Genomic DNA, 22807 nt, shown 5'->3' with positions numbered 1-22807 from the left:
ATAGTCGTGTCGCATTGATGTCGTATCGGTGTGGTAAATAGACAGGTTCTCGCGCGACGTGCCGGCGCGCTCCGCGGAAGCCCCGCGGACACCTTCTTCTCACGCCACCTTTCACGCGCGTTTCACACACGCTCAGCCTTTCGCGCCGCTTATTGCGCGCGCTTATTGCGCGATATGTCTCGCCCATTCGAGCCAGCCGAGATTGAGGGCCGCGTTTACCACTACTCCGAGCGCAGACGCGAGCGCGGCGATCATGGTCCAGAAGGCCGAGCGGCGCGCCGCGCGCGACGAGATGTGGGCGGCCGTAGCCGCGTCGCGCGACGCGCTCGCCGCCGCCTGCGCGATATGCGAGGACGCCTCCATGCGCGCGAGCGACCTCAGCGCGAAACCGCGCTCGTCGTCGCGCGTGGCCGCGGCCGCCTCGTGCTCCGCTTCATCGCGCTGAGTCTGTTCGAACAGATAGCGATGACAGAACGGCGTCAGCGGTTCGTCGGGATAGCGCGCGGCGAAATTTTTCGCATAGGCGGCGCCGCCATTGCGCTCGATCTCCGCATAGGCGGCGTCCTTATCCATAGATACCTCGCATGCGGATGAGCCGCCCTGCAGGCGTCACACGGGCTTGATGTCGGCCGCCTGTTTGCCTTTCGGCCCCTGCTTGATTTCGAAGCTGACTTTCTGGTTTTCCTGCAACGACTTGAAACCTTCGGATCGAATCTCCGAAAAATGGGCGAACAGATCTTCGCCGCCGTCATCGGGGGTGATGAAGCCGAAGCCCTTCGCGTCGTTGAACCATTTCACTGTTCCGGTTGGCATGTCGATGTCCTCGTGATTCGCTGTAGCAGCCGTTGATGGATGAAGCGCTGCGTTCCGCGGGCTTTTAGTGTAGCGCGGACGCGGCGCGCCCGTGCGACCCGCAAAGTCGCTCCGGTGCCAAGCCCCAGCAAGCCGCATGCCGCGACCGGGCGCTTGCGGCCTGCACCCGGTGCGATTTCCCCCAATCAGATAAGATAAATAGTATCGGCAATTTCATTCATGGCCGCGCAGGTGTGTCGCCTCGTGCCGCACGCGCCGCGCGGCCAGTTGTTTTCCCTCTCACAGGAACCCAGCATGGCCATCTCGAGCTATACCGATACCCGTCTTCTGATCAACGGCGAATGGTGCGACGCCGTCAGCGGCAAGACCCTCGACGTGATCAACCCCGCGACCGGCCAGGCGATCGGCAAGGTCGCGCATGCCGGCATCGCCGATCTGGACCGCGCGCTCGAAGCCGCGCAGCGCGGCTTCGAAGCCTGGCGCAAGGTGCCGGCTCACGAGCGCGCCACCATCATGCGCAAGGCTGGTGCCCTCGTGCGCGAGCGTGCCGCCGACATCGCCCGCCTGATGACGCAGGAACAGGGCAAGCCGTTCGCCGAGGCGCGCGTCGAAGTGCTGGCGGCCGCGGACATCATCGAATGGTTCGCGGACGAAGGCCGCCGCGTGTACGGCCGCATCGTGCCGTCGCGCAACCTCGCCGCGCAGTCGCAGGTGCTGAAGGAGCCGATCGGCCCGGTCGCGGCGTTCACGCCGTGGAACTTCCCAGTCAACCAGGTGGTGCGCAAGCTGTCGGCGGCGCTCGCCTGCGGCTGCTCGTTCCTCGTCAAGGCGCCGGAAGAAACCCCGGCGTCGCCGGCGGCCCTGCTGCAGGCCTTCGTCGAAGCCGGCGTGCCGGCCGGCACGGTTGGCCTCGTGTTCGGCGATCCGGCTGAGATCTCGAGCTACCTGATCCCGCATCCGGTGATCCGCAAGGTCACGTTCACCGGCTCGACGCCGGTCGGCAAGCAGCTCGCCGCGCTGGCCGGGTCTCACATGAAGCGCGCCACCATGGAACTCGGCGGCCACGCCCCGGTGATCGTCGCGGAAGACGCCGACGTCGCGCTCGCGGTCAAGGCAGCCGGCGCCGCGAAGTTCCGCAACGCGGGTCAGGTCTGCATCTCGCCGACGCGTTTCCTCGTGCACAACAGCATCCGCGAAGAATTCGCCACGGCGCTCGTGAAGCACGCTGAAAGCCTGAAGCTCGGCGACGGTCTCGCCGAAGGCACGACGCTCGGGCCGCTCGCCAACGCGCGCCGTCTGAGCGCGATGGCCAAGGTCGTGGAAGACGCCCGCAAGACCGGCGCAACGGTCGCGACGGGCGGCGAGCGCGTCGGTACCGAAGGCAACTTCTTCGCGGCCACCGTGCTGACCGACGTGCCGCTCGAAGCCGACGTGTTCAACAACGAGCCGTTCGGCCCGGTCGCCGCGATCCGCGGCTTCGACAAGCTCGAAGAAGCGATCGCCGAAGCGAACCGTCTGCCGTTCGGCCTCGCCGGCTACGCGTATACGAAGTCGTTCGCCAACGTGCATCTGCTGTCGCAGCGCATGGAAGTCGGCATGCTGTGGATCAACCAGCCCGCCACACCGACGCCGGAAATGCCGTTCGGCGGCGTCAAGGATTCCGGCTACGGCTCGGAAGGCGGTCCGGAGGCGATGGAAGCCTACCTCGTCACCAAGGCGGTCACGGTGATGTCGGTTTAATCACGCTAGTCACGCGCTGCTGGAGCCGCGCCGCGAGTTTGCCGCTCGCGTCGTTCCAGAGCGCGGGTCAACCCATTTGCCAGGTCCGCGAGTCTTCCGCTCGCGGACCTTTTTTATTGCCATGAACGAGATTTCAACCGAATCGATGCAACCCACGCTGAGCGGCACGTTCGTCGAGTTGCGGCCGCTGCGTGAGAACCACGCGCAGGCGCTCGTCGACGCCGCCGCCGACGGGCAGTTGTGGAACATGAAGCTCACCGTCGTGCCGGGCCCGGCGACGATCGATGCCTATATCGCCACCGCGCTGGCCGGCCGCGCGGCCGGCAAGGTGATGCCGTTCGTGATCGTGCGGCGCGACGCGGATGATGGGAATCACGGCGCTGGCCGGATCGTCGGCAGCACGCGGTTCTGGAAAATCGATCGTGCGAACCGCAAGCTCGAAATCGGCCATACGTGGCTCGCCGCCTCGGCGCAGCGCTCGGTCGTGAATACCGAGGCGAAGTATCTGCTGCTGCGCCACGCGTTCGACGTGATGGGCTGCGTGCGCGTGCAATTCACGACCGACGAGCTCAACGACAAATCGCGCGCGGCGATCCTGCGCATCGGCGCGCAGCAGGAAGGCATCGTGCGGCACGAGCGGATCATGCCCGATGGGCGCAAGCGCAACTCGGTGCGCTTTAGCATCATCGACGACGAATGGCCGGCGGTGAAAGCGATGCTCGAAACGAAGCTGGCGCGCTGAGCGGCGCGCCAGCGTCCCGCTACCGACTCATTCAAACATGCGCATCGCGCTGCTCATTGAGCGGCGCCGGTTGCGTCGCCGCCGCGAACTCCTCGTGCAGAACGTCGCGCGCCTGATGCCGGCGCACCCACAGCGCCGTGAGGATCGGCACCAGAATCGCGGTCACGAGGCAGGCGGTGGCGACCATCGCGGTCGCGGCCGGCACCAGCGGTTTGAAGCTCGGAATCATGTCGGCGATGATCGCCGGATTCGCGACCGCGGCCCCCGCCGTCGACGACGCCGCGAGCCCCGCCGCGCCATTGCCGCCGGCGATCCAGCGATCGGCAAGGATCAGCGGGATACCGGTCACGACGATCACGCCAAGCCCCAGCACGATGCCCGGCAGTCCGCTCGTGACGATCACGTTCAGATCGATGCCGTTGCCAAGCGCAAAGCCGAAAAACGGAATCAGCGGATGCACGCAGCGGCCGAACAGCTCGCGCAGCTCGCTATCGAAGTTGCCGAGCGCAAAGCCGATCAGAAACGGCAGCACCGCGCCGGCGAACAGCCGCGGCTCGAAGAACGCGACACCCGTCGCGCCCAGAATGATCATGCTGATCAGCGGCCCCGATTCGACCGACATCAGCACGAACGCGCCCGCCTCTTCCTTCGTGCCGTACTGTTGCATCACGGCCGCGTAGAGACCGCCGTTGGTCATGTCCATCGACGTGGTGATCGCGAGCAGCGACAGACCCGCGAACAGCCCGGTCTTGATGCCGTCGATCGGAATGAAGCGCGCGGCGATCAGCGTGACGATCCACGCGACCAGCATCTTGGTGGCGAGCAGCGTGCCCGACTTGCGCAGCACGGTGCCGGTTGCCCGCAGATCGATCGTCGCGCCCATGCAGAAGAACCACACCGCGAGGATCGGCACGGTGCCGGTAATCAGGCCGTTGGTGAACGAGCCGAAGTATTTGCCCGCGCCCGGCGCGAACGTATGCACACAGGCGCCGAGCAGCAACGGCACCAGCATCAGACCGCCGGGAATGCGGTCGATGGCCTTCTTGATCTTCATGCCTCCTCCATGGACGGTGACGTCCCGTTGACGGGCCAATGACCCGCGTTGGTGTCCCGTTCTACGCCGGGCTCTCCCTGTCCGGCGCAATATAGCATCGTGAAAGGAACGTCGTTCCGTTTTATTTCTAAAAGCTGACTATCGTTTACCCGCTCGTTCGCGCTACGCGTTGCCGGCCGCGATCGCGCGTCGCAAATTTTTCGGACCAGTGTTCCGAAATCGTGATTCTGCGTTACAGTCTCGGACACAAGGCAGCGCGGCGCCGCGCCCCGCATACCGACAGGAGAACGATCAATGGACGTGAGACAGGCCATCAACAGCGAATACGCGAAGACGCTCGACACCACCGGCTTGCGCCGCGAATTTCTGGTCGAGCAGATCTTCGAGCGCGATGCGTTGAAGCTCACGTATAGCCATATCGACCGGATCATTGTCGGTGGGGTGTGGCCGGTCGAGCGCGCGGTCGAGGTGCCGGGCTCGCTCGGCCGTGCGATCGGCGTCAACTATCTGCTCGAGCGGCGCGAACTCGGCGCGATCAATATTGGCGGCGACGGCTGGGTCGGCGTCGACGGCACGCGTTACACGGTGCGCCGCGAAGAGGCGATCTATATCGGCAAGGGTGCGCAGGCGGTCGCGTTCGGCAGCGTCGACGCCAGCCAGCCGGCGAAGTTCTATCTGAACTGCGCCCCCGCGCACACGACCTATCCGACCCGCACGATCTCGCTCGACCAGGCCTCGCCCGAAACGCTCGGCTATCCGGCCACGAGCAACCGCCGCACCATCTACAAGTTCATCGTGCCCGACGTGCTGCCGACCTGCCAGCTGTCGATGGGCATGACGAAGCTCGAACCCGGCAGCCTGTGGAACACGATGCCCTGCCACACGCACGAGCGCCGCATGGAGGTGTATTTCTACTTCAACGTCGCCGACGACGCCGCCGTCTTTCACATGATGGGCGAGCCGCACGAAACGCGGCATATCGTCGTGCGTAACGAGCAGGCGGTGATCTCGCCGAGCTGGTCGATTCATTCGGGCGTCGGCACGCGCGCGTACACGTTCATCTGGGGCATGGTCGGGGAGAACCAGGTGTTCGGCGACATGGACCATCTCGCGGTCCGCGAGCTGCGCTGAGCGACCATGAGCCTGAGCACAGTGAACACTTTCGATCTGACCGGCAAGGTCGCCATCGTGACCGGCAGCAACACCGGACTCGGCGCCGGCATGGCGGTCGCGCTCGCCGCGGCCGGCTGCGACATCGTCGGCGTCAGTCGGGCGGACGCCGGCACGACCGCCGCGCGCGTCGAGGCGCTCGGACGCCGCTTCGCCGACGTGCGCGCCGATCTCGCGTCGAGCGCATCGGTCGACGACATCGTGCGCGCGGCGGTCGAAGCGTTCGGCCGCATCGACGTGCTGGTCAACAACGCGGGCATCATCCGTCGCGAAGACGCGCTCGAGTTCGGCGAAGACGACTGGGACGCGGTCATGGACGTGAACCTGAAGAGCCTGTTCTTCCTGTCACAGGCCGCGGCGCGTCAGTTCGTGCGGCAGCAAAGCGGCGGCAAGATCATCAACGTCGCGTCGATGCTGTCGTTCCAGGGCGGCATTCGCGTGGCGTCGTACACCGCGTCGAAAAGCGGCGTGCTCGGTCTCACGCGACTGCTCGCCAACGAATGGGCGGCGCGGCGTATCAACGTGAACGCGATCGCGCCCGGCTATATGGCGACCGCGAACACCGCCGCGCTGCGCGACGACGCGCAGCGCAACGAAGAGATCCTCGGCCGCATTCCGGCCGGCCGCTGGGGCGTGCCCGACGATCTCGCGGGGCCTGTGGTTTTTCTCGCCTCATCGGCATCGGACTACGTGCACGGGCATACACTGGCGGTGGATGGCGGCTGGCTCGCGCGCTAGGACCGGCACGAGGACCGGCACGAGGAGCGGCACAAGCTCGCCACGAGCGAGCGCGACGCGCTATGCTCTCGCGCCGGTGAGCATCGGCTCAAAGAGGTAGCGGCGCGGCTTGGCACAGACAGGAAATCACGGACATGGCGGCAACGGGAACACCCAGGAACATGGCGCAGGACAAGACGCTCGATAGGGCGCGCGGCAAAGCTCGCAAGGAACCCGCCGACGCAGCGCCGCTCGATGCGGACGGCGGTGAGCGAGGCGAATCGGCGTCGTCGATCGGGCGCGTGTTCGCGATTCTCGGCGCGATCGGCGACACCGGACAGATCGGCATCAGCGAGCTGTCGCAGCGGCTCGGCATGTCGAAGACGACCGTGCATCGTGTGATTCAAACACTGAAGGCGCTCGGCTACGTGACCCAGGAAGTCGAAACCGAGCGCTATCGGCTGACGATCCGTCTGTTCGAGCTCGGCGCGAAAGCGCTCGAAAGCGTCGATCTGGTGCGCGAGGCCGACATCGACATGCGCCGCATCGGCCAGATGACGCGCGAAGCGGTACACCTGGGCGCGTTTGACGACGACGCGATCATCTACATCCACAAGATCGACGCCGATTACGGGCTGCGCATGCAGTCGCGGATCGGCCGGCGCAATCCGCTGCACAGCACGGCGATCGGCAAGGTGCTGCTCGCGTGGATGGACCCGGCCGACGCGCGTGACGTGCTGTCGCACATCGAATTCCGCAAATCGACGCAAAAAACGCTGACCTGCGCCGAAGCGGTGCTGAGCATCCTGCCGCACGTACGCGAGCAGGGCTACGGCGAGGACAACGAGGAACAGGAAGAAGGCCTGCGATGCATCGCGGTGCCCGTGTTCGACCGCTTCGGCCGCGCGATCGCCGGTCTGTCGATTTCGTTTCCGACGATGCGCTGCGGTGCGGACACCAAGCAGCATTACGTTGCGCTGCTCAAGGAGGCCGGACTCGCGATTTCCACGCGGCTCGGCTATCGCGAAGCGACCGCCCCGGAGCCGGCGGCCGCGCAGTAAGTCGTGCACGCGCTGCGCGCGCAATGCGTCGTTACCTACCCCACCGAAGCTTAAGACAAGCTGATGACGCTACCGATGTGGCGTCTTACCATCACGCTCGCACGCGCGCACTACCGCGCCTCTTCCCCAGTCTGCAACCGAATGTATCCGCGCCGGATACATAAGCCAAAATTCGATTCGCTTCTTTTTTCAGCAATCGAGGCGCCGAAGCGTGGCCTCATATCCCTGCATCGTCTGCCTTCGAATGCCGTTTTTTTCATAGCGCCTTCAAGGGTTTGCCCGCACACCTGACGATCGCCCCGCCATTCGCCCCCTAACCCGCGGCGCCTGCCCTATTTGTTTATCGCACTCGCCAGGCCGCATGGACGCGAGCCCGAATCGACACGTCCTGTTACACACAAACACACCGGAAATCGCGCCGCTCAGTAGAGTTCGGTTCAAACGAAAGCGGTTCACATGAAATGCGTCGCACGACAGGCGCCGGCATCACGGAATTCAGGGAGCAACATCATGAAAAAAATCCTCGCATTGGTCATTCTTGCCGCCACGCTCGGCGGCGCGTTGAGCGGTTGCATCGTGGTCCCCGACGATCATCCGCATCACGACCACTACTACGAACGCTATTGATCGGGCCATCACGCGCAGTAGGTGCGCGTCCGGCTCGCCCCTCCATCACAGACATCCACACAGAGAATAATCATGAGTCTTTCACGCAACCGCTGGGTATCGTCGAGCGTCGTCGCCGGTCTCGCGATCGTCGCATCGACGGCCGCTTTCGCGCACGTCGATGTCGGCGTGAACATCGGCGTGCCGGGCTTCGCGGTCGCGCCGGCCGTGGTCGAGGCTCCGCCGCCCGTCTATGTGCAGCCCGCGCCCGTGTATGCGCCTCCGCCACCCGCGGTCGTCATCGCGCCGGGCTGGTACGGCGAGCGCTATTACGACGGTCGTCGCTATTGGGACCGTCGCGATTGGGAACGTCATCACGATGAATGGCGTGATGCACGCGGCCCGCACGGCGATTGGCACGACAACGGCTGGCACGGTCATCATCATGACGACCGCGGGCACGACGACTGATGGACAGCAGGTGGCGTTCATCGCGCCACCGTGTCGCGCTTGCATTCTCGCCACCCCCTTTATCAGGAGCGACGACATGCTACGCAATGAGCCGAGACGAGTAACGGCGCAGATCGACGGCACGTACATCTGCGCCGAATACAGCGAGCTGACCGGCCAGCTGTGCCTGCGCCAGGACGGCACGCTCGTGCGCGAATGGTTTCCACCGCATTCGTGGATGGCGATCGCGTCGGTGGCCGGCGCGCGCCACTGGGGCACGCGGCCAACCGACGACGAATTGCTCGCGCTGCTGCACAACGAAATGGCGTTGCTGCGCACGTCCTGAGCGCTCGCGCGCATTTCGGGCGTAGCGGCACGCCCGACACCGCGCTCATTCGATCGCTCATTCGATCGCTATGGCGCCGACGTTTTCATCGGCGGATGTGTGATCGAGCGGCACGCGCCGCATCATCAGCACCACCCCGCCCGCCGCGATCACGGCCGGCACCGCGAGCAGGCTGAACACCGAGCCGAACTGCCAGCCAAGCCCCATCAACGCCGCACCGACGAGCGCGCCCGCCACGCCGCCAACACGGCCGATTCCCAGCATCCACGCCACGCCGGTCGCGCGCGCCCGGGTCGGGTAAAAGCTCGCCGCCAGCGCCGACATCGACGTGACCGCACTGGTCGCGACCGTGCCGGTCAGAAAGATCAGCGTGCCGAGCCAGACCTGGTGGCCCACGCCCCGCCCCACCAGCAACACGAGCGCACCGACCAGAACATAGGTGAGCGCGATCACGCGATGCCCGGCGAAACGATCCATCACCCAGCCGACACACAGATTGCCGAGGATGCCGCCGAGCGGAAACAGCGAGGTCATCAACGCGGCCTTCTCGCCGGAAAAGCCGGTGTCCTTGAACAGCGTAGGCAGCCAGTTGGTCAGCAGATAATAAATCAGCAGTCCCATGAAATAGGCGAGCCACAGCATCAGTGTGCCGAAGCGGTAGCGCGCCGACAGGATGATCGCGAGCGCCCATTGCGAGCGTGCGTCGCCCGTCTCGCGGCGCGCGTCGAGCGCGACGAAACGGCATCCGTCGAAGCGCTCGCGAGGCGCGATGCGTTGCAGGATTCGCGCGATCCGTTGGTCGGCCCGCTTGCGCACCGCGAGGAATTGCGCCGATTCCGGCAGCAGCAGGATCAGCAGCACGCTCAGCACGAGCGGACCGGCGCCGCCCGCGACCAGCACGCTCGGCCAGCCGAAGTGCGGAATCAGCCACGCTGACGCAAGGCCGCCGATCGCGAGCCCGCCTGAAAAGCCGCAGAACATCGCATTGACCGCCACCGCGCGAATCCTCGCGGGTGCGTACTCGGACATCAGCGTGACCGCGTTGGGCATCGCCGCGCCGAGACCGAGGCCGGTGAAAAAGCGCAGCAGGGTCAGCGATTCGATCGAGCTCGCGCGGGCCGACGCGAGGCTCCACAACCCGAAGAAGAACACCGACAGCACCAGCACCGTCTTGCGTCCGACCCGGTCCGCGCAGGGGCCGGCCGCGAGCGCGCCGATGCCGAGTCCCACCAGCGCCGCGCTCATCACCGGGCCGAGCGCGCTGCGCGCGATGCCCCACTGCTGCACGAGCGACGGCGCGATGAAGCCGACCGCGGCGGTGTCGAAACCATCGGCCGCGACGACCAGAAAGCACAGCACCAGAATCGTCCACTGAAACGGCGAGAAGCGCTCGCCGTCGATAAAAGCCTGCACGTCTACATTGCGTTCGGAGCGGCTCATGTGCGTGCTCCTGTCAGCTGGTTCATTGCGATGTCTCCTTGAAATGACGAGGTGTTTTCTTATTGTTCGAATTGCGATTCAACGCACGGTCGTGCGGCCGTGCTTGCGGCCGCGTTTTTGGCCGTCTCCCAGCGCGAAGCGATGCATGCTTAGTCGCCTGCCGCGCCGTAGGCGTGCCAGCCGCCATCGACGCTCAGCACCGTGCCGGTGATATAGCTGGCCGCGTCCGACGCGAGAAAGCCGATCGCGTTGGCGATTTCTTCGGGCCGCGCAAGGCGCCCCATCGGGGTGCGCTTCTCGATCGAACGCACGTTCATCTGGCCGTTGCGTTCGAGCGTTTCGACGAGCTCGGTCGCGACGTAGCCGGGGGCGACCGCGTTCACGCGAATGCCGTCGCGCGCCCATTCGCAGGCGAGTGAACGCGTCATCGCGACGATCCCGGCCTTGGCCGCGCCGTATGCATTGCGCGCCGGAATGCCCGCAAGCCCCGCAATCGAGCCGAGGTTGACGATTGCGCCGCTGCGCTTCGCAAGCATCACGCGGCCGGCTTCCCGACACCCGACGAACGTGCCGCGCAGGTGAATGCCGAGCAGCCGGTCGAACGCCTCGACGTTCTGCTCGATGCTCGGGTACGGCTGATCGCCATTGCCTGCGTTGTTGACCAGCACGTCGAGCCTTCCATAGCGTTCGACGCATGCGTCGATCAACGCGCGCACGTCGGCTTCGACGGCAACGTCCGCGCCGATGCCCAGGTGCGCGGCACCGAGTTCGTGCGCGCGTTCGCGCGCCCGTCGCGCGTTCAGATCGGCGATGACCACGTGGTAGCCGTCGCGCGCGAAACGTTGCGCGCAAGCCCAGCCGATACCATTTGCGCCACCGGTCACGATGGCAACGCGTGCTATCCGTTCGTTCATGCCCGTCTCCTCGTCGAATCCGCGGCTAGCGCAGCATCGTCAGCGTCCTGAAGTCGACGCGCCTGATGATGCGGCTCTCCTGCGCGACGATCAGATGCGCCGACGCCTGCAGATACGCGGGCCACTCGGGATCGGCATCGCGCGCGGTGCGGCGCTGATCGTAGTCGCCGATGCTCTCGTAGCCCCACAGATGCACGACCTGGTTCAGCGCGCCGATATCGCTCATATAAAAGCCGACGGGCGCGCCCAGATACTTGAGCTGAATCGGCATCGCGAGCCGGTCGAAGACGTCGATGAACTCCGCCATGCCGCGCGGACGGATCGTGTAGATGCGATGATCGACGAAAGGTTTGCCCTGGCTCATGTGCCGGTCCTCAATACGGTTTCGGATGCGCGGGTGTCCGCGTGATTCGGGTTGGTTGCGGTATTTGCGCGCTTCACGCTCACGCCCGCGAGATGACGACCGGTGAGATAGCCGAACGTCATGATCGGCCCGAGCGTGATGCCCGCACCCGGATAGTTGCCGCCCATCACGCTCGCGCGATCGTTGCCGACCGCGAACAGCCCCGCGATCGGCGTGCCTTTCGCGTCGAGCACTTCGCCGGTGACGTTCGTCGTGATGCCGTCGAAGGTGCCGAGATCGCCCATCACGACCTTCAGCGCGTAGTACGGACCGTCGCCGATCGGCGCGACGCACGGGTTCGGCTTGTGTTCCGGGTCCGCCAGATAGCGGTTGAACGACGTCGTGCCGCGGCCGAACTCGCGATCTTCGCCACGCACCGCGTCGGCGTTGTAGCGCTTCACGGTCGCTTCGAGCGCCGCGCCGTCGAGACCCGCGTTGCGCGCGAGTTCAGCGAGCGTGCGGCCCTTCTGCAGATAGCCGTTGCGCAGAAGCGGGCCGAGCGGCACGGGCGCCGGCTTCGCATAACCGAGCCCGTATTTGCGGATCGTCGCGTGATCGCAGATCAGCCACATCGCGGTCTCGCGTTCGTTCGCGCAGGCTTCGATCATCGCGGCCCCCACGTCGTGATACGAATTCGCTTCGTTGGTGAAGCGCTTGCCCGCGCGCGTCACGCCGATCACGCCGGGCTTGTAGCGATCCACCAGATGCGGAAACACGCCGACGCTGCCGTCGCTCATCGGCACGCGCGACACCGGCATCCAGGCGGCGGGCTGCGGATAACGGATCGCCACCTGCGCGCCGAGACGTTCGGCCATGCCGACGCCGTCGCCGGTATTGCCGCGCGGCACCGGCGACACGTGTTCGCCGCCGCGCCGCACATGCGGATACGCGCGTGCGATCCGCGCAACGTCATGCGAAAAGCCACCGCATGCGAGCACGACGCCGCGTCGTGCGACGATGCGCATCTCGCCTTCCGGTCCCGCGACGAGCGCACCGGTCACGCTGCCGTTCGTCACGCTCAGCTCACGCGCGGCCGTGTTCGTATGGATCGGAATGCCGAGATCGAGCGCGGACTTCGCGAGCCGCGCGGCGAGCGCGTTACCGCTCGTGATCTGCACGCCGCGCCGGTATAGCGCAAGATCCTTCAGATGGCTCGCGAGCCGCTTCGCGACGTACAGCGCGGACGTGAGCGAGCGCGTCGCGTTGAAGAAATGCTTCAGATCCGCGTTCGACGAGTTGAACATCATGCCGATGAACGTGATCGTCTTCAGCGGCGGCCGCAGCCTCGTGATGTCCTTGCCCAGCGCGCGCGCATCGAACGGCGCGGCGACGACCGAGCGGCCGATGTCGACACCTCCTTTCACATCCGGGTGATAGTCGGGATACAGCGTCGGGACGAATTTGACGGTGGTCTCGCGCTCGAAGAAGTCGAGCATCTCCGGGCCAGTGTCGAGAAACGCGTCGACGGCGGCGGCATCGAAGCACGCGCCGGTTTCGTTGCGCATGTAGGTCAGTGCCGCTTCGCGCGTATCGCTGACGCCGTTGCTGCTGGCGTGACGGTTGCCCGGAATCCACAGCACGCCGCCCGAGAATGCGGTCGTGCCGCCGAAGAACGGCTCCTTTTCGATCACGACGACATCGAGGCCGTGCTTGCGCGCGGTGATCGCGGTCGACAGCCCGCCCGCGCCCGAACCGATGACGAGCACGTCGCAGGTGAGCGCCGCGCCGCGTGTTGCGTTGGTCATGATGGTCTCCTTACGCGCGGACCTGACGGCCCGCTTCGGCGGCCTGCGTGGCCTGGTTGGCTTCGAAGCCGGGACGCGGCACGAGGTCCATCAGCATGCTTTCGAGGCCGCCATCGACGACGACTTCGGTGCCGTTCACATACGCGGCGCGTTCGCTCGCGAGAAACGCGACGACATCGGCGATATCGTTCGGCTCGCCGATCCGCCGGCTCGCCGTCATCGCGCTGCGCCGGCGTTCGATATCGCCGTGCTCGTAGAACGCCGCCGACAGCGGCGTGCGGATCATGCCTGGGCACACGGTATTGCTGCGGATGCCGCGCGGGCCCCACTCCGCCGCGATCTGCTTGGACAGCATCGTGACGCCGGCCTTGCCCGCGCTGTAGGCGCCGCTATAGGTCTGCGGATGATGCGCGGCCACCGACGCGACATGCACGATCGCGCCAGCGCCGCGCTTCAACATGCCCTGACCGAATTGCTGCGAGCACAGCATGTAGCCGGTCAGGTTCACGCGCAGCATCGCGTTCCACGCATCGAGTCCAATCTCTTCGATGCCGCCCGGTCGCAACAGGCCCGCGTTGTTCACGAGCACATCGGCGACGCCCAGGCGCGCTTCGACCTCCGACACCGCGCCGCGCACGCTATCGATGTCGCCGATATCGCAGCCGAGCGCCAGCGCTTCGACACCGCTTGCATTCAGCGCTCGCGCGACGTCACGGCACTTCTGCTCATCGCGATCGAGCAGAGCCACGCGTGCGCCAGCAGCGCCCAACACCTGAGCAATCGCACTGCCGATGCCGCCCGCCGCGCCGCTCACGACACAGATGCTGCCTTCGAGCCCGAGCCAGTGTCGCGAGTTTCCGTTTATGTCGCGTCGATCTTCCTGATGATTCATTTGCTTAGTCATCCCAATCTCCATGTTCACGATCGCGGCGAACTCAGGTTGGCTGTCTTCACCCAACTGCGTCATTCGACCGCGCCTCCGATGGAAAAAAGTATAGCCACGCGGTTCGCGACGAAATTGGACAAAGGCAGCGCATCGCAGGACAATTCGAACATAGGAGACAAAACCGCATGAGGAATATCCCTAACTACGATCTGTATGGAGAGTCCGCGCGGCCGCCGTGGTACGACGCGTTCAATTTCGAATGGATCGCCGAGCGCAGCCGTCCTAACGACTGGCATATCTCCGCGCACCGCCACGATGCGTTGCTGCAGATCCTCTATATCCGCAGCGGTTCGGGCCACGTGCTGATCGAAAGCGAAAAGCTCACGATCGAGGCGCCATGCCTGATCCTGATTCCGGCGCAAACGGTGCATGGTTTCGTGTTTTCGCCGGAAATCGACGGGCTCGTGATTACCGCCGCGCAACGCGCACTGGAGTCGATTTCGAAAGCGGTGTCGCCGGGCCTCGTGCCGGTGCTGCAGCGCCCCGCGCTGATTCCCGTGCGGGCCGCCATAGGCGAGCGCACGTTGATGCCGCTGTTCGGGTTGCTGGAGCAGGAATTTCGCGGCAGCGCACGCGGCCATATCGCCGCGGGCATGTCGTTGATGATTGCACTTTTTGTGCAGGTCGCGCGTCTGACCGATGCCGCGTCGAGCACCGGCGCTTCCGTCAATGACCGGCGCGCCGCGCAGATCAAACGGCTACGCGAACTGATCGCCGCGCACGTGCGCGAGCATCATCCAATCGATTTTTACGCGGAAAAACTAGGGGTGACCGCGGCGCAACTGGGCCGCATCTGTCGTGAGGAGCTTGGCCATTCGCCGTTGTCGCTCGTCAACGACCAGTTGATACGCGAGGCGCAGCGCGATCTGGTGTACTCGGGTTCGAGCATCAAACAGATCGCGCATGCGCTCGGTTTCGAAGATGCGGCTTATTTCAGCCGCTATTTCCGCAAGCAGACCGGCGTCACGCCCAAGGACTTCCAGGCGGCCGCGCATCGGGACCTGTCGATCAATTAGCGGTCCCGATTGTCTCGCGTGATTTACAGACCTTGCATCTGCGCGCCGGCCACACCGACGTAGTTCTCCGCCAGCACCGTTGCAGCCGTGCGCGACGTCGTCACGTACTCGAGCTCGGCAACCTGCAGCTGCTGTTCGAACGCCGAAGCGCCTTCGATACGATGCAGCATGCTGGTCATCCAGTACGAGAAGTGCTCGGCGCGCCAGATGCGCTTGAGTGCGGTTTCGCTGTACCGGTCGAGCAGATCGGTGCGGTTTTCCTTGTAGAACGCGTCGAGCGCCTTGCTGAGCACGTTCACGTCGGCGACCGCGAGGTTCATGCCCTTCGCGCCGGTCGGCGGCACGATATGCGCGGCGTCGCCAGCGAGGAACAGGCGGCCGTGCTGCATCGTGGTCGACACGAAGCTGCGCATGCCGACGATATTCTTCTGGAAGATCTTGCCGTCGACGATCTTGTGACCTTCGTCCGAATCGGCGCGCGCATGCAGCTCGGCCCAGATGCGATCGTCGGACCAGTTCTCGACCGAGTCCTTCGGATCGCACTGGAAATACATGCGCTGCACGTTCGGCGAGCGCGTGCTGATCAGCGCAAAGCCGCGCTCGTGGCGTGCGTAGATCAGTTCGTCCGACGACGGCGGGCCTTCGCACAGAATGCCGAACCAGCCAAACGGATAGACGCGCTCGAAGTCCTTGCGCAGCGCCTGCGGAATCGCCTGACGCGACACGCCTTGCGAGCCGTCGCAGCCGATCACGAAGTCGCATTGCAGTTCGTGGTCCGCTCCTTCGTGGCGATAGCGGATCGACGGCTTGTCGGTATCGATGCCGTGCACCGACGTATCCGATACGCCGAAACGCAACTCGGCGCTCGCGGCGACGCGCGCCGCGACGAGATCCTTGATCACTTCGTGCTGGGCGTAGACCGTGATCGCGTGACCGGTGAGGCCCGTCAGATCGATGCGGCGGCGCTTGCCTTCGAACGCGAGTTCGAAACCATGATGCAGCGCGCCTTCGGCTTTCATGCGTTCGCCGAGACCGGTCTGCGTCAGCAGGTCCATCGTGCCCTGCTCGAGCACGCCGGCGCGAATCGTCGATTCGATCTGGTCGCGCGTGCGCGTTTCGAGCACGACCGAGTCGATACCACGCAGATGAAGCAGATGGGAAAGAAGCAGGCCAGCGGGCCCTGCACCGATGATGCCGACTTGGGTGCGCATGTATGTCTCCTGAATGCGGTGATGAGATTTGCGCTCAGTTTGACGATCGCGACAGCTATCCCGCAACGCGATATGGCGGATAGGCCGTATCGCGCTACGCGATAAAAGGTAGTGGGCGGGAGCGGGTGCAGTGCGGTTGCGTCGGCCGAAAACGCAATGCTGGCGGTGCTTACCGGCGATTTGGACGACGTCCGGCTCGTTTTGGCGGCGTGGTCCTCCCTCAGGTAAACCCCGATCCGCTGACCGAGGTCTAACTAGCCAAGAAAAAGCCGGTAGACAGGATTTTTCGTCTCTTCCCAGCACGGGTAGCCGAGCGTTTCGATGAAGCGCTCGAACGCAGCGTGATCGCTCTCGGGCACCTGAATGCCGACCAGAATCGAGCTGTAGTCCGCGCCCTGGTTGCGATAGTGGAACAGGCTGATGTTCCAGTTCGGCGCCATCGACGACAGGAATTTCATCAGCGCGCCCGGACGCTCGGGAAACTCGAAGCGGAACAGACGTTCATCTTGCGCGAGCGGCGAGCGGCCGCCGACCATGTAGCGGATGTGCTGCTTCGACAGTTCGTCGAAGGTCAGGTCGACGGTCGCGAAGCCGTGCGCTTCGAAAGCGCCGGCGATCTGCGCCGATTCGCTGCGATTGCGGATCTGCACGCCGACGAAGATATGCGCCGAGTTCGCGTCGGCGATCCGGTAGTTGAATTCGGTGACGCTGCGCGTGCCGACCAGCTCGCAGAAGCGCTTGAAACTGCCGCGTTCCTCGGGGATCGTCACCGCGAAGACCGCTTCGCGCGCTTCCCCCACTTCGGCGCGTTCGGCGACGAAGCGCATGCGGTCGAAGTTCATGTTCGCGCCCGACGTGATCGCGATCAGCGTCTGGTTCTCGATGCCTTCCCGTTCGGCGTACTGCTTCGCACCCGCCACCGCGAGCGAGCCCGCCGGTTCGAGCACGCTGCGCGTGTCCTGGAACACGTCCTTGATCGCGGCGCACAGCGCGTCGGTGTTCACGAGCAGCACTTCGTCGAGATATTCGCTGCACAGACGGAAGGTTTCTTCGCCGACGAGTTTGACGGCGGTGCCGTCGGAGAAGAGGCCCACTTCGTTCAGCGTCACGCGCTCGCCCGCTTTCAACGATGCCGCCATTGCGCACGAATCGTCGGTCTGCACGCCGATCACCTTGATTTCCGGGCGCACCGATTTCACGTACGCGGCGACACCGGCCGCGAGACCGCCGCCACCGATCGGCACGAAGATCGCGTGAATCGGACCCTGGTGCTGGCTGAGGATTTCCATGGCTACCGTGCCCTGGCCCGCGATCACGTACGGATCGTCGAACGGATGCACGAAGCTCAGGCCGCGCTCTTCCTGCAGCTTGACCGCGTGACCATAGGCATCGCTATACGATTCGCCGAACTGCACGACCTCGACGGTCGGCCCGCCGTGCGTGCGGATCGCGTCGACCTTGAGCTGCGGCGTGGTCACCGGCACGACGATGATCGCCTTCACGCCCATGCGTGCCGCCGACAACGCCACGCCCTGCGCATGGTTACCCGCCGACGCGGTGATCACACCGCGCCCGAGCGCCTCGGCGGGAATATGCGCCATCTTGTTGTACGCGCCGCGCAGCTTGAACGAGAACACCGGCTGGTTGTCCTCGCGCTTCAGATAGACCGGATTGCGCAAGCGCGCCGACAGGTTCGGCGCGCGTTCGAGTTCGGTCTCGCGCGCCACGTCGTAGACGCGCGCGGTCAGGGTCTTTTTCAGGTAGTCGTGAGACGGCGCGACGCGCCCGGCCGCTGCGACGGCCTGTTCGAGTTCGTTTAACAGCACGGCAAGCTCCTGGGTGGCAACATTGGATGCAACAACGAAGCAACGGCGATCGACATCAAACGATGGCCATCGCAACATGTTCGCCAGGAGGCAGGTAGAGAATGAACCTGAAAGCGGACATAAAAAAACCCGCCTCGTTTGGCGGGTTATGTGTCACTGCAAGTCGACGCGCGCTAACCCACCATTCGATGAATGATGCTAATAATCAGCGCAATACGGATGTCGAGGCAGTTCATGTCGGCGATCTTCGTCGACTTGGCAGGCTTTGTCAATCCCCGCGGAGCGCGAGTCGTTCCGCGCGGCCACGGGTGTTACCACCCGGTCGCGCGTCGAGCACTGCCGCGCGGATATTGGTCAGCCTTCCTAACCGCTGCTGATGCCAAATGGCGAATCAATTGCGGTATTCCGGCGCGAACGATCCGAAAAAAAACGGGGCGCGCCAGCCAGCGCGCCCCGCCGATACGACCGACGCCGCGATCAATCGCGCACGCCGCTCTGCTTTTTGAATGCCGTGAGAATGCGCTGCTCAAGCGCGTTGTAATCGCGGCCGAAGTGATGATCGCCGGAGGTGCGGATGACTTCGACACCGGTCTTGTCGAGCGCCGGACACAGCGTGTCGGTTTCGCTCGCGCCATAGAAGCATTGGACGATCGACGGCGGAACATGCGTCAACTCGGGCCGCACGTTCAGCGCCTTGTCGCTCGCGGGCATGCCGAGCCAGCCACCGACGCGGATCTGGAAATCGGCGTCGGGCGCGAAGCCGAGCAGCGAAATCAGCGACACCTTATCGCGCTGCGCCTGCGGCAGCCGGTTATACGCGAACGGCATCACGTCGGCGCCGAACGAATAGCCGATCAACGCGACGTGCTGCGCGTGCCAGCGCTCACTGTAGGTTTGCATCACGCGCGCGAGATCGTGGCTCGTTTGCGCGGGCGGCTTCTCGCTCCAGAAATAACGCAGGCTGTCCCAGCCGATCACCGACACGCCATCTTTCTGCAGCGCCAGCGCGATCGTCTTGTCGAGATCGCGCCAGCCGCCATCGCCGGAAATCACGATCGCCATCAGGCCGTTCGGATGCGCGGCCGGCAACTCGATCAGCGGCAGGTCGGACACGTCGTCGGCGCTGGTCGAGACCGGCTGCAGATGCGGCGTCAACAATGCAACAAGACGGGCGCGATCTGCATCCCCCGTGCTCGCCTTTTCGACGAAGCCCGGCACCTTGTCGCGTATCACGGTCGGGTCGGGCCGACACGGCTCGAAGCGCGCATCGAGCGTGTGATCGGCGTCGACCGACACCGCGCCCGCCACCGTATTGGACGGCGCCTGCTCGAGCACGTGCATCGCGAGCGTCGCACCCTGCCCCGTACCCGCGACGATCGGCGCGAAGTAGCGGCTCGATTGCGATTGCCGTTCGAGCTGATGGCTCAGCGCCTCGGCATCGCTCACCAGCTGATGACAGGTTTCCTTTTTCGCGGCCAGGTTGGCAGCGTAGCGCGCGGTATCGACGCCGACCGTCATCGCGCCCGCTTTGGCGAGCGCATCGGCGCTCTGCTGATCGGCCGCGCTCCAGCCGCTTGCCTGCGAATACAGCACGACGAAGCCGCGCAGCGGCCCCTCGGGCTCGGTTACGCGCACGTCGCCATAGCGGCCGCCCGGCACGGTGGTGGTGGCCGCGTGCGCGAGCGCGCCGCAGCTCAGAACGCTCGCCGCGACGGCGAGCCGGAACAACGGATGCAATGTCATGAACGCCGGCCTCCTGCCAGCAGCGACAGGTCCGCGAGCGTGAAGAACACGCCCGAACCGGATGCCGCGAGATAGCGCGGCTCCCAGTGCGGCTGGAACTTGCTCTTGAAAGCACGCAGTCCGCGGAAGTTATAGAAGCGGCCGCCGAAGCGCCACACGATGCCGGCCAGCCGATGCCAGCGCGACGCGAGCGGGGTCGGTTGCACGCCGGAGAGCGGCGCAATGCCGAGACTGAGCGAGCGGAAGCCCGCCTGCTTAAGATGCAGCGCGAGTTGCGTGAACAGATATTCCATCGCGTACGGCGAGGCGCTTTCGACGTGGCGCATGACGCCGACGGTCGCCTCGGTATTCATATCGGTCGTCATGAAAGTCACGAACGCGACGGGCTCGCCGTTCTGGCGCACCAGCATCACGGACTGCGCGGCAAGGTATTCGTCATGGAAAGCCGCGACCGAGAAGCTCTTCTCGCGCGCGTCGCGGCTGTCGAGCCAGCCGTCGGAAATGCCGCGCAGCGTTTCGAGCGACGCCGGCACCTGCGCCTGATCGATCACTTCGACGCTGTAGCCGTCGCGCTCGCCGCGCTTGAGCGCATAGCGCAGATGCGCGCGGTGCGAGCCCTTCAGATCGAAGTCGTCGAGCACGACGTGCGCTTCCTCGCCGAGCTTCATCAACGTGAGGCCAGCGTCGAGATACAGCGGCAACGCATTCGCGCGTACCTGGTAGAACGCGGCGCGACCGCCGTGCGCATGCGCGAGCGCGACGAACTTTTTGATGAGGCCCGCCCACTCTTCGCGCGGCCCCACCGGATCGTGCAACGCGGCCCACGTGCGGCCGTATTTCGCGTACATCAGGAACGCCTCGCGCGATTCCGAAAACAGGAAGCTCTTGTCGCCCATCAACGCGAGACCGGCATCGCTGCGCTCCTGGGCGCGCACGATCCGCGCGGCGTCGTGCAGATCTTCGGGCGCCGGCTTCACGAAGCGGCCCGGCGCCGGACGCAGCAATTGCCAGAACGAGAAGGTCGCGGCGAACACGCTCGCGGCAAGCGTCGCGCGCAGCGCACGCGGCGCGCGCTCGTCGAACGCGAATTGCCACCACAGGTCGCGCGTGTACGGCACGTCACGGAAAGCGAACAGCATGACCCACGTCGCGAGCATCAGCACCATCGCGATCGATACGAGCCAGCCGGCCGTAAAACGCTCGGCGAACAGCGACGAATGACGGTTGAAGCGCTTGCGCGTCGCGAGCAGCAGCACGATCAGCATGCCGAGCACACCGGCTTCGACGAACGCAAGACCCTTGGTCAGCGACAGCGCGAGGCTCAGCAACGCGAGCGCGAGCGTCATCCACCACGCCGCATCGAGCCGCCGCAGCAGCCCGCGCGCGACGAACAGCAGCAGCACGCCGAGCACGCTGCACAGCATCTGCGAGCTTTCGAGCACCCACAGCGGCACCAGGTCGCGCAGTATATGAATGCGCTGCCAGAACGCCGGCGTCGCGCTCGAAATCACCAGCATGCCGCCGACCACGAAGGTAACGAGGCTCAGAAACAGCGGCGCGAGTTCCGACACACGCTCCGCCTGCAGCATCGACAGTCGGTCCTTCAGCGCGCGCCCCTCGAAGCCCGCGAGCAGCGCCGCGGAGACCACCAGCGGCACGCCGAAATAGATCGCGCGATAGGCGAGCAGCGCGGCGACCATCTGATGCATCGGCACGCTGCCGCTCAGCGTGAATACCATCGCCGCCTCGAACACGCCGACGCCGCCAGGCGTATGGCCAATCAGGCCGAGCAGCATCGCGGCCGCGTAGACGGTGATGAAACCGACAAAGCTCACGTTCGCGTGCGGCAGCAAGGCCCACAGCGCGAGGCCCGCGGCGACTACGTCGAGCACCGCCAGCGCGACCTGCGCGAGCAGATCGCGGCGCGCGGGGATATCGAATGAGAGCCACTGCCAGCGCGTGCGGACAGGCCGGGTTTCGCGGCGGCACGCGGCGGCCGCGAGCGCCAGCGCGATGAGCAGCGCAGCGCCGCTCCAGCGCAGCGCGACCGGCGACAGATGCAGCATCGGCGCGAGCTGAGCGGCCATGCAGACCATGCCGAGCGCGGTCATCAACACGAGGGCGAGCGCGAGCGACACGCTGGTGAACACCGTCATGCGGCCGATCTGCGCGGGCGTGATGTTGGCGACGCCGTACACCCGCGCGCGCACCGCCCCACCCGTCAGCGCGCCGAAACCGGTCGCATTGCCGAGCGCCGAACCGGCAGTCGCGCCGACCCAAAGCGCCGCGCGCGGCACCTTCGCGCCGAGATAGCGCAGGCCGACCGCGTCGCGCCCGACCAGCGCGACGTAGCTGAGCGCAGTCGCGCCGAGCGCACCGATCCACTCGCGCGCCGACAGCCCGCGCAGTTCGCGGATCACCGAACGGTAATTCACTGCCTCGGACAAATGCTGCAGCACGACCAGCAGCAGCCCGCAAATGACGAGCGCGAGCAGGGGCGACAGAAGCCCCCTGCTGCAAAGCGCTTTCGATGCACGGCCGAGCAGCGCGCGGGGGCGCTCGAAGCTGTGTTGAAGTCGGTGAAAAATGGTCAATGCGGGCCTTGCGAGGAGCGGTCGCGGCGACGGGCCGTCACGCGCGGGATCGCCTGTGGCGGCGATTACAAAGAGATAACGGCAAAACGTGCAAAAGGTTGACACCATTAGCAATTTTGCTGTCAGTTCACTTGCGCGGCGCGCGTCAAAAGCGCGCGATTGTAATACTTCTTCGCGCGATGCGAGGCATCAAGATCGCGGCTGGGGGTGCCGTAATCAGGGGCAGAGGCGAGGCGCGGCCATCGGCATCGCCTGCGCAGCACGCGCGGC

The 22807-nt window shown here is 65.3% G+C and carries 20 protein-coding genes; 8 read left to right on the top strand and 12 right to left on the bottom strand.

The features are described 5' to 3' along the window. Nucleotides 1-162: 162 nt before the first annotated feature. The gene (locus L0U84_RS08205; protein WP_233849161.1) at nucleotides 163-573 is read right to left on the bottom strand and encodes a hypothetical protein; all 411 of its coding nucleotides are present in this window, start codon (nucleotides 571-573) and stop codon (nucleotides 163-165) included. A gap of 36 nt (nucleotides 574-609) precedes the next feature. Then, entirely contained in the window at nucleotides 610-813 is a 204-nt protein-coding gene (locus tag L0U84_RS08200) for a cold-shock protein (RefSeq protein ID WP_007181784.1), read from the bottom strand. A 294-nt stretch (nucleotides 814-1107) separates the two neighbouring features. Here L0U84_RS08200 and L0U84_RS08195 point away from each other — a divergent pair, with 294 nt between their 5' ends. Further along, a complete protein-coding gene (locus L0U84_RS08195; RefSeq protein WP_233849160.1) occupies nucleotides 1108-2553 on the top strand; it encodes an NAD-dependent succinate-semialdehyde dehydrogenase in 1446 nt (481 codons plus the stop codon). Nucleotides 2554-2674: 121 nt separating this feature from the next. Next, nucleotides 2675-3295, top strand: coding sequence for a GNAT family N-acetyltransferase (locus L0U84_RS08190; RefSeq protein WP_233849159.1), 621 nt, complete (start codon nucleotides 2675-2677; stop codon nucleotides 3293-3295). Between the two features lie 31 nt (nucleotides 3296-3326). Here L0U84_RS08190 and kdgT read toward each other — a convergent pair whose 3' ends face one another. Then, a complete protein-coding gene (gene kdgT / locus L0U84_RS08185; protein ID WP_233849158.1) occupies nucleotides 3327-4349 on the bottom strand; it encodes a 2-keto-3-deoxygluconate transporter in 1023 nt (340 codons plus the stop codon). Nucleotides 4350-4643: 294 nt separating this feature from the next. Between kdgT and kduI the strand changes: the two genes are divergently transcribed. The 5 genes from kduI to L0U84_RS08160 all read left to right on the top strand — a co-directional run bounded on the left by kduI (nucleotide 4644) and on the right by L0U84_RS08160 (nucleotide 8699). After that, on the top strand, nucleotides 4644-5480 hold the full coding sequence (kduI, locus tag L0U84_RS08180; RefSeq protein ID WP_233849157.1) for a 5-dehydro-4-deoxy-D-glucuronate isomerase: 837 nt from the start codon (nucleotides 4644-4646) through the stop codon (nucleotides 5478-5480). Nucleotides 5481-5486: 6 nt separating this feature from the next. Continuing rightward, nucleotides 5487-6257 (top strand): 2-dehydro-3-deoxy-D-gluconate 5-dehydrogenase KduD, encoded by a 771-nt coding sequence (gene kduD, locus L0U84_RS08175; protein WP_233849156.1) that lies wholly within the window; start codon nucleotides 5487-5489, stop codon nucleotides 6255-6257. 161 nt (nucleotides 6258-6418) lie between these two features. Further along, nucleotides 6419-7297 carry a DNA-binding transcriptional regulator KdgR gene (kdgR, locus tag L0U84_RS08170; protein ID WP_233851977.1) on the top strand — a complete coding sequence of 293 codons (879 nt, stop codon included), beginning with the start codon at nucleotides 6419-6421 and terminating at the stop codon, nucleotides 7295-7297. Between the two features lie 699 nt (nucleotides 7298-7996). After that, a complete protein-coding gene (locus L0U84_RS08165) occupies nucleotides 7997-8374 on the top strand; it encodes a hypothetical protein (RefSeq protein ID WP_233849155.1) in 378 nt (125 codons plus the stop codon). A gap of 76 nt (nucleotides 8375-8450) precedes the next feature. Further along, nucleotides 8451-8699, top strand: a complete 249-nt coding sequence (locus tag L0U84_RS08160) for a hypothetical protein (RefSeq protein ID WP_233849154.1) — start codon at nucleotides 8451-8453, stop codon at nucleotides 8697-8699. 57 nt (nucleotides 8700-8756) lie between these two features. Here L0U84_RS08160 and L0U84_RS08155 read toward each other — a convergent pair whose 3' ends face one another. From L0U84_RS08155 to L0U84_RS08135, 5 genes are all read right to left on the bottom strand, one after another. Beyond that, complete coding sequence (locus L0U84_RS08155) at nucleotides 8757-10139, bottom strand: MFS transporter (protein WP_233849152.1); 1383 nt, start codon at nucleotides 10137-10139, stop codon at nucleotides 8757-8759. A gap of 149 nt (nucleotides 10140-10288) precedes the next feature. Continuing rightward, nucleotides 10289-11053: an SDR family NAD(P)-dependent oxidoreductase gene (locus L0U84_RS08150; protein WP_233849150.1), complete on the bottom strand. Its 765-nt coding sequence runs from the start codon at nucleotides 11051-11053 to the stop codon at nucleotides 10289-10291. Between the two features lie 25 nt (nucleotides 11054-11078). After that, nucleotides 11079-11417, bottom strand: coding sequence for an NIPSNAP family protein (locus L0U84_RS08145; RefSeq protein WP_018417780.1), 339 nt, complete (start codon nucleotides 11415-11417; stop codon nucleotides 11079-11081). Further along, nucleotides 11414-13201, bottom strand: coding sequence for an FAD-dependent oxidoreductase (locus L0U84_RS08140; protein ID WP_233849148.1), 1788 nt, complete (start codon nucleotides 13199-13201; stop codon nucleotides 11414-11416). Before L0U84_RS08140 ends, L0U84_RS08145 begins: the two co-directional genes overlap by 4 nt. Before the next feature lie 10 nt (nucleotides 13202-13211). After that, entirely contained in the window at nucleotides 13212-14093 is an 882-nt protein-coding gene (locus L0U84_RS08135; protein ID WP_442794028.1) for an SDR family NAD(P)-dependent oxidoreductase, read from the bottom strand. 179 nt (nucleotides 14094-14272) lie between these two features. Between L0U84_RS08135 and L0U84_RS08130 the strand changes: the two genes are divergently transcribed. Beyond that, nucleotides 14273-15163 carry a helix-turn-helix domain-containing protein gene (locus tag L0U84_RS08130; RefSeq protein WP_233849144.1) on the top strand — a complete coding sequence of 297 codons (891 nt, stop codon included), beginning with the start codon at nucleotides 14273-14275 and terminating at the stop codon, nucleotides 15161-15163. A 23-nt stretch (nucleotides 15164-15186) separates the two neighbouring features. Here the strand turns inward: L0U84_RS08130 and L0U84_RS08125 are convergent, their stop codons facing one another. The 4 genes from L0U84_RS08125 to mprF all read right to left on the bottom strand — a co-directional run bounded on the left by L0U84_RS08125 (nucleotide 15187) and on the right by mprF (nucleotide 22645). After that, entirely contained in the window at nucleotides 15187-16374 is a 1188-nt protein-coding gene (locus tag L0U84_RS08125) for a 4-hydroxybenzoate 3-monooxygenase (protein WP_233849142.1), read from the bottom strand. A gap of 254 nt (nucleotides 16375-16628) precedes the next feature. Beyond that, nucleotides 16629-18200: a threonine ammonia-lyase, biosynthetic gene (gene ilvA / locus L0U84_RS08120; protein WP_233849141.1), complete on the bottom strand. Its 1572-nt coding sequence runs from the start codon at nucleotides 18198-18200 to the stop codon at nucleotides 16629-16631. A gap of 477 nt (nucleotides 18201-18677) precedes the next feature. Further along, the gene (locus tag L0U84_RS08115) at nucleotides 18678-19943 is read right to left on the bottom strand and encodes a virulence factor family protein (RefSeq protein ID WP_233849140.1); all 1266 of its coding nucleotides are present in this window, start codon (nucleotides 19941-19943) and stop codon (nucleotides 18678-18680) included. Next, nucleotides 19940-22645 (bottom strand): bifunctional lysylphosphatidylglycerol flippase/synthetase MprF, encoded by a 2706-nt coding sequence (gene mprF, locus L0U84_RS08110; RefSeq protein WP_267939529.1) that lies wholly within the window; start codon nucleotides 22643-22645, stop codon nucleotides 19940-19942. The genes L0U84_RS08115 and mprF overlap by 4 nt, the downstream gene beginning before the upstream one ends. Between the last annotated feature and the right edge of the window lie 162 nt (nucleotides 22646-22807).

Origin of the sequence: Paraburkholderia sp. HD33-4, from assembly GCF_021390635.1 — a bacterium.
In the GTDB taxonomy this organism is placed as follows: domain Bacteria; phylum Pseudomonadota; class Gammaproteobacteria; order Burkholderiales; family Burkholderiaceae; genus Paraburkholderia.
This window is presented reverse-complemented; position numbering and strand designations above follow the sequence as displayed.